Raw genomic sequence first — 12946 nt, forward strand, 5'->3', positions numbered from 1 at the left:
TCGTTTATTGCCCTCCCCCAACCTGCTCAAAGCCTCACCACCAAAAGCCAAAATCGCAACCTTGAGTTCACAAGAACCTTACACTGTGCAGCTATTTTCGCTATGGTTATGCGTAAGCATTGCCGCTGACGCATTACGGCAATATAATGAGAACTATTATCATTCAATATGGTTTATAGGAGTGAGTGTATGGCTGTAACTAAGCTGGTTCTGGTACGTCACGGTGAAAGTCAGTGGAACAACGAAAACCGCTTTACCGGTTGGTACGATGTTGATCTGTCCGAGAAAGGCGTAGGCGAAGCAAAAGCGGCGGGCAAACTGCTGCGAGAGGAAGGCTACAGCTTCGATTTTGCTTACACTTCTGTGCTAAAACGTGCCATCCACACCCTGTGGAACGTACTGGATGAACTGGATCAAGCGTGGCTTCCGGTTGAAAAATCCTGGAAGCTGAACGAACGTCATTACGGCGCTCTGCAGGGTCTGAACAAAGCCGAAACCGCTGAAAAATACGGTGACGAGCAGGTTAAACAATGGCGTCGTGGCTTCGCGGTAACACCGCCGGAACTGACCAAAGATGACGAACGCTATCCGGGGCACGATCCGCGTTATGCTCAACTCACTGACAAAGAGCTGCCGGTTACCGAAAGCCTGGCGCTGACCATCGAGCGTGTTATCCCTTACTGGAACGAAACCATTCTGCCGCGCATGAAAAGCGGTGAGCGCGTGATTATCGCCGCTCACGGTAACTCCCTGCGTGCGCTGGTGAAATACCTGGATAACATGGGCGAAGATGAAATTCTGGAACTGAACATTCCGACCGGCGTACCGCTGGTGTATGAGTTCGACGAAAACTTCAAGCCGATCAAACGTTACTATCTGGGTAATGCTGACGAGATCGCGGCAAAAGCGGCCGCCGTTGCCAACCAGGGTAAAGCGAAGTAATTTCTTCGCTGAATATAAAAAAGCGCGGATTATCCGCGCTTTTTTTATTTCGCTGCTACCCGGCAGTCTGCGCAGAAAAGCCTGATGGCGCTACGCTTATCAGGCCTACGAGACTCGGTTAGCCGCGACGCGTTTTGACCGCGTTTGCCAACTGGCGTAACACCGCATCAGTATCTTCCCAGCCAATGCAGGCATCAGTAATGCTCTTACCGTAGGTCAGCGGCTCGCCGCTATCCGGATTCTGATTACCTTCCACCAGATGACTTTCAATCATCACGCCAATAATCGCTTTCTCACCGCCAGCAACCTGTCCGCAAACGTCTTTCGCGACATCCATCTGCTTTTTAAACTGCTTGCTGGAGTTTGCATGGCTAAAGTCAATCATCACCTGCGGGGACAGACCTGCTTTAACCAGCCCTTCCTTCACGTCTGCAACGTGCTGAGCACTGTAGTTCGGCTCTTTACCACCGCGCAGAATGATATGGCAGTCACCATTACCACTGGTATTCACAATGGCTGAATGACCCCATTTGGTCACCGACAGGAAACAGTGCGGCGCGCCAGCGGCGTTGATGGCATCAATGGCCACTTTGATCGTACCGTCAGTCCCGTTTTTAAAGCCAACCGGGCAGGAAAGACCGGACGCCAGCTCACGGTGAACCTGGGACTCCGTCGTGCGTGCGCCAATAGCCCCCCAGCTCATCAGATCGGCCAGGTACTGTGGGGTGATCATATCAAGGAATTCACCCGCTGCTGGCAAGCCGCTGTCGTTAATATCCAGCAGCAACTTACGCGCTATGCGCAGGCCATCGTTGATCTGGAAGCTGTTATCCATATGCGGATCGTTGATCAGCCCCTTCCAGCCTACGGTGGTACGCGGCTTTTCAAAATAGACGCGCATGACAATTTCAAGCTCGTCTTTAAGCTCATCACGCAGCGCCAGCAGGCGAGCGGCATAGTCTTTGGCGGCTGCCGGATCATGAATCGAGCACGGCCCGATCACAACCAGTAAGCGATCGTCGCTGCCTTTCAGAATTTTATGAATCGCTTTGCGGGCGTGAGCAACCGTATTTGCGGCATTTTCAGTAGCAGGGAATTTTTCCAGCAGTGCGACCGGGGGGAGTAACTCGTTGATCTCTTTAATGCGTAAATCGTCGTTCTGATAATTCATGATTATTCCAGCGTTGCCATACTTATATAAATGAATGCAATCCCTCCAATCTATATCTTCAGTTCTAAAGTGTAAACGGGGTTTTACACTTTGGACGGATTAATCCTGGAATAAGCCAAAAAAACGCAATAAAGTAGCGATAAACGAGATCCAAACTACAATTTATAACTGCAACAGCTTATTTTTTTATTAATTTCAATATTCTATGCTGGTTTTAATTTTCATACTGAAATAGTTAACTACCTTCTGAGGATTTAACTGGCACATGCACTGTTGGAAGAGGTTATCCGACATATCGACCATAACAGGAGCATATTATGCAAATGACAAAGCTGGCCTCACTCTTTCTTACTGCCACTCTTAGCCTCGCCAGCGGCGCGGCGTTGGCTGCAGACGCAAACACGCAGTCAAATAACGGTCAGGCGAATTCTTCGGCGGATGCCGGTCAAATCGCGCCAGACGCACGCGAGAACGTGGCACCGAATAATGTCGACAACAACAACGTTAATTCGGGCGGCACCATGCTGCATCCGAACGGTTCATCAATGAATCATGAAGGGATGACCAAAGACGAGATGCACAAAAACTCAATGTGCAAAGACGGTCGTTGTCCGGATATCAACAAGAAGGTAGAGACCGGAAACGGTATCAACAATGACGTAGACACCAAAACCGACGGCACCACCCAGTAAAGCTAAAAATATGGCTAATAACGGGAGAGCAAAAGCTCTCCTTTTTAATTTTGTCAGCCCAAACCCGGTATGATGTCATACAGTAATGATGAGAATAACAAAGGGATGACATTATGGCGCACTCACATACCCCCACTTCCCCTGACCTGCCCAAAGATAATAACGCCCGTCGACTGCTGTTCGCCTTCTGCATTACGGCGGGATTTATGTTCGTGGAGGTGGTCGGCGGGATCCTGTCAGGCTCGCTGGCGCTGCTGGCGGACGCCGGCCATATGCTGACAGATGCAGCCGCTCTGCTTTTTGCACTGCTGGCTGTCAGGTTTGCTCGCCGACCGCCGACCATCCGACACACGTTCGGCTGGCTGAGGCTCACGACGCTGGCCGCGTTTGTGAACGCTATCGCACTAGTGGTGATCACCATTTTAATCGTCTGGGAGGCGATAGAGCGCTTCTATACCCCACGACCGGTAGCTGGCGGCATGATGATGGTGATTGCCGTGGCAGGTTTACTGGCTAACGTTCTTGCCTTTTGGGTGCTGCATCGCGGGAGCGAGGAGAAGAACCTCAATGTTCGCGCCGCGGCCTTGCACGTAATGGGCGATTTACTGGGGTCGGTTGGCGCGATCATCGCGGCGTTGATCATCATCTGGACTGGCTGGACGCCAGCGGATCCGATCCTGTCGATTCTGGTTTCCGTGCTGGTACTGCGTAGCGCCTGGCGGTTATTGAAAGATAGCGTGAACGAATTACTCGAAGGCGCACCGCTGTCACTGGATATTCCCGCGCTACAGCGCCACCTCAGCCGGGATATTCCTGAAGTTCGCAACGTGCACCATGTGCACGTCTGGATGGTGGGTGAGAAACCGGTGATGACGCTACATGTGCAGGTGGTTCCCCCGCACGATCACGACGCATTGCTGGAACGCATTCAACATTTCCTGACGCATCATTATCAGATTGAACACGCAACGATCCAGATGGAATATCAGCCATGCAACGGACCGGACTGCCACCTGTATCAGGGACTGTCCGGCCATTCACATCACCATCACTAATGGGAGAGCGCGCGTGAGCCACGTTCGCGCGCGCTGTTCATCCACATCCTGCTGCCGTTAAGCGCAATAACGGTGAGGATCATGTATTCCAGCGACATCGCATACACGCCTTGTAGGGCGAAGATCACCACGCTGATGACGTTAATGATCACCCACAGCAGCCAGTTTTCGACGTATTTCCGCGTCATCAGGATCATCGCCGCAATCGACAGCACCATCATGCAGGAATCCCAGAACGGGAATGCATCGGGTTGCAACTCAGGTGCGGCAACCTGTAATCCCAGCCCTTGCATAATGTTCACGGCCATACGGGTCAGAAACGCGAAGACCGGATCGATAAATACCGTCATCAGACCAATCGCCACCACGCAAGCCGCCAGCCAACCTAGCGCTTTCGGCAGCGGCAGCCAGCGAATTTTCAGCTCAGCCTCATGTTGGCTGGTTTGCCGGGACCAGGCATACCAGCCGTAGATATTGGCGGCAAAAAAGAACACCTGTAATAACAGGCTGGCGTAGAGTTGGATCTGAAAGAAGATGATCGCAAACAGCGTGACGTTTATCAGACCAAAGACGTAGTTGCTGATTTTCTCAAGGCTTGCCAAACCAATGCACAGTAAACCGGCAACGGTCCCCACTGCTTCAATCCATGACAGGTCGTATCCCCCCGCGCCAATCGGGATATGAACCAAAATATTCTGCGTGCTAAAAAAATCCATCTTTTCCCCCAGAGCAATAATTTATTTAAGCTCGTAGTGTAGCCGCAAATTCCAGCATGCGGTTTAACGGCAATAGTGCCCCTTCTCGCAGCGCGTCATCAACCTGTATCTCATGGGCTGCCCCACCTTGCTCAAGGCCCTCTGCAATCGCTTTGAGGCCGTTCATCGCCATCCACGGGCAATGCGCACAGCTGCGACAGGTTGCCCCTTCGCCGGCAGTCGGGGCTTCAAGCAACTCTTTGTCCGGCACAGCCTGCTGCATTTTGTAAAAAATACCCCGGTCAGTCGCCACGATAAGCTGCTTATGCGGTAACGTTTTTGCCGCGTTGATGAGCTGACTCGTCGACCCCACGGCATCGGCCATATCGACTATTGATTGAGGCGATTCAGGGTGTACCAGCACGGCTGCGTCGGGATATAACCCTTTCATGCGCGTTAATGCCTGTGTTTTGAATTCGTCATGGACGATACAGGCCCCTTGCCAACAAAGAACATCGGCCCCGGTCTGTTTTTGCACGTAGTTGCCCAGATGCTTATCCGGAGCCCAGATGATTTTTTCACCTAAACTATCCAGATGCTCAATAAGTTCAACCGCAATGCTGGATGTCACCACCCAGTCCGCACGCGCTTTCACTGCCGCCGACGTGTTGGCATACACCACGACGGTACGGTCCGGATGCGCATCGCAAAATGCACTGAATGCGTCGATTGGACAGCCCAGGTCTAAGGAACATTCCGCCTGCAGCGTTGGCATCAGAATGGTCTTTTCCGGGCTGAGGATTTTAGCCGTTTCGCCCATAAATCGGACCCCAGCCACCAGCAGCGTAGAGGCCGAATGCTTTGATCCAAACCGCGCCATCTCCAGCGAGTCAGAAATGCATCCACCGGTTTCCTCAGCCAGCTGTTGGATCTCTGGGTCTGTATAATAGTGCGCCACCATTACAGCATCGCGCTCTTTTAGCAGGCGTTTGATTTTCTCGCGATAAAATTGTTTTTCATCTTCGCTCAGCGGCAGCGGCTTAGGCGGAAACGGATAAATTGCGGCTTCAGGGTCAAACATCACGCTCATCATGCTTTCTCGTTTTACTGGCTTAACGAAATAACCGAGTAAAAGCGTGACGTACGCCATAATCGGTTAGATTTGTTTTATATGCTAAACAAGATAGCGGATTGGCGTAAAAAAGTCACAATAATTGCGTTGGACAATGCCGGATGGCGACTGGCGTCTTATCCGGCCTACAGGTACGGTGTCGATTTGTAGCTTCGTAGATCTGATAAGCGCGGCACCATCAGGAAAGTAGGTTCGAATCTTATAAATCGCAGATAGCAAAAAGGCGCCTTTAGGGCGCCTTTTTACACTGGTGGGGCGTGCAGGATTCGAACCTGCGACCAATTGATTAAAAGTCAACTGCTCTACCAACTGAGCTAACGCCCCCATATGGGGTTTACTGCTTTACTCTTTTCAGGAACCCACCGCGATATTGGTGGGGCGTGCAGGATTCGAACCTGCGACCAATTGATTAAAAGTCAACTGCTCTACCAACTGAGCTAACGCCCCAATCGGGTGTTGCCTGAAATATTTTTTACTCGGAACCACCAAAAATAATTGGTGGGGCGTGCAGGATTCGAACCTGCGACCAATTGATTAAAAGTCAACTGCTCTACCAACTGAGCTAACGCCCCGAGTGGTGGGTGATGACGGGATCGAACCGCCGACCCCCTCCTTGTAAGGGAGGTGCTCTCCCAGCTGAGCTAATCACCCGATACTACGCTGGATACTGCTTACTGCTAAGTTAGTGGTGGGGCGTGCAGGATTCGAACCTGCGACCAATTGATTAAAAGTCAACTGCTCTACCAACTGAGCTAACGCCCCACTTTTTTTGCCGCTTTCGGGCTGTTTGATATCCCTTGGCAACGGCGGCATATATTACTGATTTCAGATTTTAGCGCAACAAAAATTTCGATGTAAATAACTCAACTGCTTAGGAATCACACGACGCGACCAGAAATAACACGATTTCTGGTCGCATGGTGCGCATTACATCGCGCCGAGGCGTTTTTGCGCTTGTTTCGCGCCATCAGTACCAGGGTATTTAGTGATAACCTGTTGATAAACCGCTTTGGCTTTTTCTTTATCACCTTTGTCCTGCATGATGACGCCAACTTTGTACATCGCGTCTGCAGCCTTCGGTGATTTCGGGAAGTTTTTAACTACCGATGCAAAATAGAACGCCGCATCATCTTTTTTACCCTTGTTGTAATTCAACTGTCCCAGCCAGTAATTCGCGTTCGGCAGGTAGGTGGAATCAGGGTAATTTTTGATGAAGTTCTGAAATGCTTCAATCGCGTCATCCTGGCGGGATTTATCCTGCACCAGCGCAATTGCCGCATTGTAATCGGTATTCGCATCGCCAGAGCTTGCTGGAACGCCTGACGTCGCTGCTGCGCCTGCACCCGACGCAGGGGCCGCAGCCCCGCTCTGGTCGCCCGCCGCTGGCGTACCACCACTGCTAAGACTGTCCATCTGCGTCAAAATCTGCTTCTGGCGCTCAACAACCTGATTCAGCTGATACTGACTTTCCTGAATTTGACCGCGCAGGGAATCAATATCGGACTGGTTATCGGAGAGTTGTTGCTGGAGTTGGGTTAAAAGCTGACTGTGAGCGTTAGAAATACGCTCGAGTTGAGTGACACGGTCTTCGACCGAGCCTGAGCCGACACTACTGATTGGCGCCTGTGCAAAAGCGGCCCAAGGGGCCGCTATGCCAACCAGTAACGACAGACTCAACAGGTGATGTCTGAAGTTACTGCTCATGCAATTCTCTTAGTAAACCAGTACGGCACGACGGTTTTTGGAGTAAGCCGCTTCGTCATGACCCAGTACTGCAGGTTTTTCTTTACCGTAAGAAACGATGGAGATCTGGTCAGCAGAAACGCCTTTACCCTGCAGGTACATCTTAACGGCGTTCGCACGACGCTCACCCAGGGAAATGTTGTACTCAGGAGTACCACGTTCGTCCGCATGACCTTCTACGGTGACTTTGTAAGACGGGTTGCTACGCAGGAAGTTAGCGTGCGCATCCAGCATTGCAGCGAAGTCAGAACGGATATCGTACTTGTCCAGATCAAAGTAAACGATGTTGTTCTGCTGCAGCTGTTGCATCTGCAGACGCGCTTGCTCTTCGGAGGACATGTTGCCGCTGCCGTTTGCATCCATACCAGTGCCGGCACCCAGCATGCCTTCGCTGCCGTCATTGCTGGCGTTCTTGTTAGAAGAACATGCCGCAATAGCCATAACAGGCAGAGCAATCATCAGCCCTTTCAGCACTTTGTTCAGTTGCATTTCAATGATTCCTTTATTAATCAATTATTTATTATCACAGATACGGCGACCAGGCAGGGAATTTAACCTGACCATCGGTTGCCGGAAGACGCGCCTTGAAACGCCCATCTGTAGAAACCAAATTCAGCACGGATCCCATCCCCTGAGAAGAGCTGTAGATTACCATAGTGCCGTTAGGTGCCAGACTTGGCGTTTCATCCAGGAACGTTGACGACAGAACTTGTACGCCACCCGCTACCAGATCTTGTTTGGCAATGTGTTGCTGCCCACTGTTTGAGCTTACCATTACCATAAATTTACCGTCGCTGCTGACATCCGCATCCTGGTTTTGCGAACCTTCCCAGGTTATGCGCTGCGGAGCACCGCCGTTGACGTTAACTTTGTATACCTGCGGACGACCGGCCTGGTCAGACGTGAAGGCCAGGTTTTGGCTGTCCGGGAACCAGGTTGGTTCCGTGTTGTTGCTGCGACCATCAGTGACCTGACGGATTTGGCCAGAGCCAATGTCCATCACATACAGATTCAGACTACCGGTTTTAGACAGGGCAAATGCCAGTTTGCTGCCATCCGGAGAGAATGCTGGCGCACCGTTGTGACGCGGGAACGACGCAACCTGACGCACTGCGCCGTTAGACAGCGTCTGGATAACCAGTGCAGAACGACCGCTTTCAAAGGTTACGTAGGCCAGTTTAGACCCGTCCGGAGACCATGCCGGAGACATCAACGGCTGCGGAGAGCGGTGAACCACAAACTGGTTGTAGCCATCGTAGTCAGACACGCGTAATTCATACGGGAACTGGCCACCGTTAGTCTGAACAACGTACGCGATACGGGTACGGAATGCGCCCTTAATACCGGTCAGTTTTTCAAACACTTCGTCACTGGCAGTATGGCCCGCGTAACGCAGCCACTGCTTGTTCACTTTGTAGGTGTTCTGTGCCAGTACGGTACCCGGCGCACCGCCGGTATCCACCAGCTGATAAGCCACGCTGTAGGAACCGTCCGGATTCGGCGTAACCTTACCGACTACTACGGCATCAATACCCAGCGCAGACCATGCCGCAGGCTGAACTTCAGCCGCAGTGCCCGGCTGCTGAGGCAGACGAGACCGGTCTAATGGGTTGAATTTACCGCTGTTACGCAGGTCAGCGCCCACGATACCACCGATATCTTCAGGTGCAGCACCCGGCCCTGCCCACTGGAACGGGACAACACCAATCGGGCGCGCCGAGTCCACCCCTTGGGTGATCTCGATACGTACTTCTGCATGCAGCACCGCTGCCCACAGCATCAGAAAACCAAATGCTACTCGTAATGCCTGCTTCATCATATCTCCCTTATCTGGACCAAAAGCCCACGATAATTTAGCAGAATGTTAACAAACTCAAATACACAAAACTACCAGAACTCTGTCTCAACCTTAGACTGTTTTCGTCCGAAAATACGGAAAAACGGTTACAGTTTAAAATCCAGTTTGGCGTCTTTTATCTTTTCGTAAACAGCCTGGTTAGGCGGTTTAGGAATGCTTGCCGATCTCGCCGCCGCTAACGCGGCCTGGCATAGTGCAGGATCTCCACCTTCAGATGTCACACTCTTTAATCGTCCATCTGGTGCCAGGTTAATGTGCAATACGCATTGTTTACCCTGGTAGAGGCCCGCATCAAACAGACGGCTCTGAATCGCGACCTGAATTTGCTTCGCGTAAGCGCTGATATCAGCACCTGTTGCGCCACCATTCGCACCACTTGTACCACTGTCTTTCGACGGTTGTCCGCTACCTTTCGCTCCACCACCCGATTTCGGTGCATTCTTACCGGAGCTTAAGTCACCGAACAGCTCGTCAACGCCAGAGGCTGCCGCGGCTTTCTCCGCTGCAGCTTTTTTAGCAGCTGCAGCTTTATCAGCAGCAGCTTTATCAGCAGCAGCTTTCTTGTCTGCGGCGGCCTTTTCTGCAGCGGCGGCTTTCTTGTCTGCTGCCGCTTTTTCGGCTGCTGCTTTCTTATCAGCAGCGGCCTTTTCAGCGGCGGCAGCTTTCGCGGCTGCGGCTTTCTCTGCAGCTGCAGCGGCCTTCTCTGCGGCGGCCTTCTCGGCAGCAGCTTGCTTAGCGGCCTCTGCCTGGGCTTTTTTCGCTGCATCTGCAGCAACCTTGGCGGCTTGCGCCTCGGCAACTTTCTTCGCATCAGCGGCGGCTTTTGCTGCGGCGTCAGCCTCTGCTTTTTTCGCCGCGTCAGCAGCGGCTTTCTTCGCAGAATCTGCAGCTTGTTTCGCCTGAGCGTCCGCCTTGGCTTTGGCGTCTGCAGCAGCTTTCGCCGCCGCTTCTTCAGCCTGCTTCTGTTGCTCCTGCGCTTTCGCGGCCGCAGCTTCAGCCTGTTTTTGCTGTTCCGTCTGTTCGCGCACTTTTTCCTGCGCGGCTAAACGTTCTTTCTCTAGCTGCTTCAGTCGTTCCTGCTCGGCCGCCTGCTTCTCACGAAGTTCCTCGGCCTGCTGCTGCGCCTGCTTTTCACGCTGTTCTTCTGCGCGTTTCGCACTTGCCTGCTGCTGCTGTTGCCTGTCGTACTGTTGAACAACGGCACCAGGGTCGACCATGACGGCGTCAATAGACGAACCGCCACCGCCGCCTGAAGCATCAATGTGCTCATCGAACGAACTCCAGATCAGTACCGCAAATAAAATGACATGCAGCACCGCTGAAATAATTATCGCCCGTTTGAGCTTGTCGTTTTGTTCGGTTGCCTTTGACACTCTGGGTTCCCAAAAAACTGTTCGCCTGTTACGCGCTATCTTTCAAGCCAGGAATACGCAGACATCAGATTGGCTGCGTCATCAAGCCAACCGATTTCACGCCTGCGCTGTGTAACAGGTTCAGCGCTTTAATTATTTCATCATAAGGCACGTCTTTCGCACCACCGATTAAGAAGACCGTTTTTGGATTGGACAACAGGCGGCTTTTCGCTTCCGCGATAACCTGCTCCGGCGGCAGTTGATCCATTCTGTCTTTCTCAACCACCACGCTGTACTGCCCAACACCGGAAACTTCAATAATGACCGGTGGTTCATCGTTACTGCTGACGGCCTGCGATTCGGTCGCATCCGGCAGATCGACTTCCACGCTCTGGGTAATGATCGGCGCCGTTGCCATAAAGATCAGCAGCAGCACCAGCAGTACATCGAGCAGCGGTACAATATTGATTTCGGACTTAAGTTCGCGACGACCTCGTCCACGCGTTCTGGCCATGGTTTACCCCTTGTTGCTCTCGCTAACGGTAAACGCCTGGCGGTGCAGAATCGCGGTGAACTCTTCCATGAAGTTGTCGTAATTCAGTTCCAGCTTATTCACACGCTGATTCAGTCGGTTGTACGCCATTACCGCCGGGATTGCCGCAAACAGACCGATTGCGGTGGCAATCAGTGCTTCTGCGATACCCGGAGCAACCATTTGCAGGGTTGCCTGTTTTACCGCTCCGAGGGCGATAAACGCATGCATGATCCCCCAAACGGTACCGAACAGACCGATATACGGACTGATGGAACCGACGGTGCCGAGGAACGGAATATGCGTTTCCAGTGTTTCCAGCTCACGGTTCATGGAGATACGCATCGCACGGGATGCCCCCTCAACCACCGCTTCCGGTGCATGGCTATTAGCCCGATGCAATCGCGCAAATTCTTTGAATCCGCTGTAGAAAATTTGTTCAGAACCCGTCAGGTTATCACGACGCCCCTGACTTTCCTGATACAGGCGCGATAATTCGATGCCGGACCAAAACTTGTCTTCAAACGCTTCTGCTTCACGTGAAGCCGCATTCAGTATACGGGTCCGCTGGATAATAATGGCCCAGGATGCGATTGAGAAACCAATCAAAATCAACATGATAAGTTTAACCAGAAGGCTTGCCTTCAGGAACAAATCAAGGATATTCATGTCAGTCACTGCTTAAACTCCGCGACAATAGACTTGGGAAGCGCACGAGGCTTCATCTTGAGTGGATCAACGCAAACAATCAGAACTTCGGCTTCATTCAGCACGGTGTTCTCTGCGTTGACAATGCGTTGCGTGAAAACCAATGAGGTGCCACGCATTGACGTAATTTCGGTTTGGACTTCGAGCATGTCGTCGAGCCTGGCTGGCGCAAAATATTCCAGGGTCATCTTGCGCACCACAAAGGCTACACGTTCGGCCAGCAGCACTTGCTGACTAAAGTGATGATGACGCAGCATCTCTGTGCGTGCTCGTTCATAAAAAGCGACGTAACTGGCGTGGTAAACCACCCCACCGGCGTCGGTGTCTTCATAATAGACACGAACCGGCCATCGAAAAATATACTTATTCATTCTTACTGCCTCTTTGTTGGCTTAGCCCACTCACACCGGTTACTTACTTTTGTAAGCGCCAGGTGACTCGCGTTCTTGCCGCCGCGATGCTTCAAGAATGTCGTTTGTATATCGCGTTGTATTCACTTTACATCCCGGTAATGCAACAAAAGTTAGAGCTTTTAACCGGTGCTACTATACGCGCGGGAATGATGCTTTGGAATGGGGGAAAGTAAACGGAGAGTAAAAAATTATGGGCTTATGCAAGCCCATAAATATTTAAGGATGTTTCTTATTCAAAAGAAGAAGAAAATCAGACCAACCACCAGCACGATGTCGGCTATCAGCGGGCAGAAGATGCCCTGCCAGTGCACCGCGCGAGGACGAAACCCGACGCCATGGATAATGCCGGCGCAGACCGCCCACATCAGCAGAAGGCCATGCCAGATTTCAAGCTCGCTGGTTTTTGCTGCGAAGCGTGAGGGATCCCAAAAAATACATCCTGCCAACACTAACGCCATGACTAAAGAAAGCGCCCGCAAGGGGCGCTTATCCATCGCGTTATATAACATCGCGATAACGTTGGTCATTAGCTTTCTTCTGGCCCTGCTTTGCCTGCTTCGACATGCTCAAGCGCCAGCGCTGTGATTATCCCAAATGCACAGGCAAGAAGCGTTCCCAAAATCCATGCGAAATACCACATTTTAAGCTCCTTA

15 protein-coding genes and 5 tRNA genes are annotated in these 12946 nt (G+C 51.8%); 3 read left to right on the forward strand and 17 right to left on the reverse strand.

All coding sequences use genetic code 11. The features are described 5' to 3' along the window. Positions 1-189: 189 nt before the first annotated feature. On the forward strand, positions 190-942 hold the full coding sequence (gene gpmA, locus FDX22_RS10225) for a 2,3-diphosphoglycerate-dependent phosphoglycerate mutase (protein ID WP_096757810.1): 753 nt from the start codon (positions 190-192) through the stop codon (positions 940-942). Positions 943-1060: 118 nt separating this feature from the next. Here the strand turns inward: gpmA and aroG are convergent, their stop codons facing one another. Continuing rightward, positions 1061-2113, reverse strand: coding sequence for a 3-deoxy-7-phosphoheptulonate synthase AroG (gene aroG, locus FDX22_RS10230; RefSeq protein WP_115259029.1), 1053 nt, complete (start codon positions 2111-2113; stop codon positions 1061-1063). A gap of 317 nt (positions 2114-2430) precedes the next feature. On the opposite strand from aroG, the gene FDX22_RS10235 reads away from it, so the two are divergent. Together FDX22_RS10235 and zitB are read left to right on the forward strand one after the other, a co-directional pair. Next, on the forward strand, positions 2431-2805 hold the full coding sequence (locus tag FDX22_RS10235) for a YbgS-like family protein (RefSeq protein WP_096757812.1): 375 nt from the start codon (positions 2431-2433) through the stop codon (positions 2803-2805). Between the two features lie 113 nt (positions 2806-2918). Further along, entirely contained in the window at positions 2919-3860 is a 942-nt protein-coding gene (gene zitB, locus FDX22_RS10240) for a CDF family zinc transporter ZitB (RefSeq protein ID WP_115259031.1), read from the forward strand. On the opposite strand, the gene pnuC is transcribed toward zitB, so the two are convergent. The 16 genes from pnuC to cydX form a co-directional block, all read right to left on the reverse strand. Beyond that, on the reverse strand, positions 3857-4576 hold the full coding sequence (gene pnuC, locus FDX22_RS10245; protein WP_117341646.1) for a nicotinamide riboside transporter PnuC: 720 nt from the start codon (positions 4574-4576) through the stop codon (positions 3857-3859). The genes zitB and pnuC overlap by 4 nt on opposite strands. Before the next feature lie 25 nt (positions 4577-4601). Then, a complete protein-coding gene (gene nadA, locus FDX22_RS10250) occupies positions 4602-5645 on the reverse strand; it encodes a quinolinate synthase NadA (RefSeq protein WP_115259032.1) in 1044 nt (347 codons plus the stop codon). A gap of 290 nt (positions 5646-5935) precedes the next feature. Beyond that, a tRNA-Lys gene (locus FDX22_RS10255) sits at positions 5936-6011 on the reverse strand. A gap of 47 nt (positions 6012-6058) precedes the next feature. Continuing rightward, positions 6059-6134, reverse strand: a tRNA-Lys gene (locus tag FDX22_RS10260). 49 nt (positions 6135-6183) lie between these two features. Further along, a tRNA-Lys gene (locus tag FDX22_RS10265) sits at positions 6184-6259 on the reverse strand. A gap of 3 nt (positions 6260-6262) precedes the next feature. Beyond that, positions 6263-6338 (reverse strand) — tRNA-Val (locus tag FDX22_RS10270). A gap of 35 nt (positions 6339-6373) precedes the next feature. Next, positions 6374-6449, reverse strand: a tRNA-Lys gene (locus FDX22_RS10275). A 165-nt stretch (positions 6450-6614) separates the two neighbouring features. Further along, positions 6615-7391: a cell division protein CpoB gene (gene cpoB, locus FDX22_RS10280; protein WP_146717148.1), complete on the reverse strand. Its 777-nt coding sequence runs from the start codon at positions 7389-7391 to the stop codon at positions 6615-6617. 9 nt (positions 7392-7400) lie between these two features. Then, on the reverse strand, positions 7401-7919 hold the full coding sequence (gene pal / locus FDX22_RS10285) for a peptidoglycan-associated lipoprotein Pal (protein WP_006685431.1): 519 nt from the start codon (positions 7917-7919) through the stop codon (positions 7401-7403). Between the two features lie 34 nt (positions 7920-7953). Then, the gene (gene tolB / locus FDX22_RS10290; protein WP_096757817.1) at positions 7954-9246 is read right to left on the reverse strand and encodes a Tol-Pal system beta propeller repeat protein TolB; all 1293 of its coding nucleotides are present in this window, start codon (positions 9244-9246) and stop codon (positions 7954-7956) included. Between the two features lie 128 nt (positions 9247-9374). Further along, positions 9375-10661, reverse strand: a complete 1287-nt coding sequence (gene tolA, locus FDX22_RS10295) for a cell envelope integrity protein TolA (protein ID WP_146717149.1) — start codon at positions 10659-10661, stop codon at positions 9375-9377. A gap of 64 nt (positions 10662-10725) precedes the next feature. Beyond that, complete coding sequence (gene tolR, locus FDX22_RS10300; RefSeq protein WP_146717150.1) at positions 10726-11154, reverse strand: colicin uptake protein TolR; 429 nt, start codon at positions 11152-11154, stop codon at positions 10726-10728. Positions 11155-11157: 3 nt separating this feature from the next. Next, positions 11158-11850 carry a Tol-Pal system protein TolQ gene (gene tolQ / locus FDX22_RS10305; protein WP_096757819.1) on the reverse strand — a complete coding sequence of 231 codons (693 nt, stop codon included), beginning with the start codon at positions 11848-11850 and terminating at the stop codon, positions 11158-11160. Next, positions 11847-12251: a tol-pal system-associated acyl-CoA thioesterase gene (gene ybgC / locus FDX22_RS10310; protein WP_045441116.1), complete on the reverse strand. Its 405-nt coding sequence runs from the start codon at positions 12249-12251 to the stop codon at positions 11847-11849. Before ybgC ends, tolQ begins: the two co-directional genes overlap by 4 nt. A 275-nt stretch (positions 12252-12526) precedes the next feature. After that, entirely contained in the window at positions 12527-12820 is a 294-nt protein-coding gene (gene ybgE, locus FDX22_RS10315; protein WP_096757820.1) for a cyd operon protein YbgE, read from the reverse strand. Next, the gene (gene cydX / locus FDX22_RS10320) at positions 12820-12933 is read right to left on the reverse strand and encodes a cytochrome bd-I oxidase subunit CydX (protein WP_096757821.1); all 114 of its coding nucleotides are present in this window, start codon (positions 12931-12933) and stop codon (positions 12820-12822) included. The genes ybgE and cydX overlap by 1 nt, the downstream gene beginning before the upstream one ends. Positions 12934-12946: the final 13 nt, after the last annotated feature.

This window comes from Citrobacter sp. TBCS-14 (genome assembly GCF_005280805.1).
Classification (GTDB): Bacteria; Pseudomonadota; Gammaproteobacteria; order Enterobacterales; family Enterobacteriaceae; genus Citrobacter; species Citrobacter gillenii.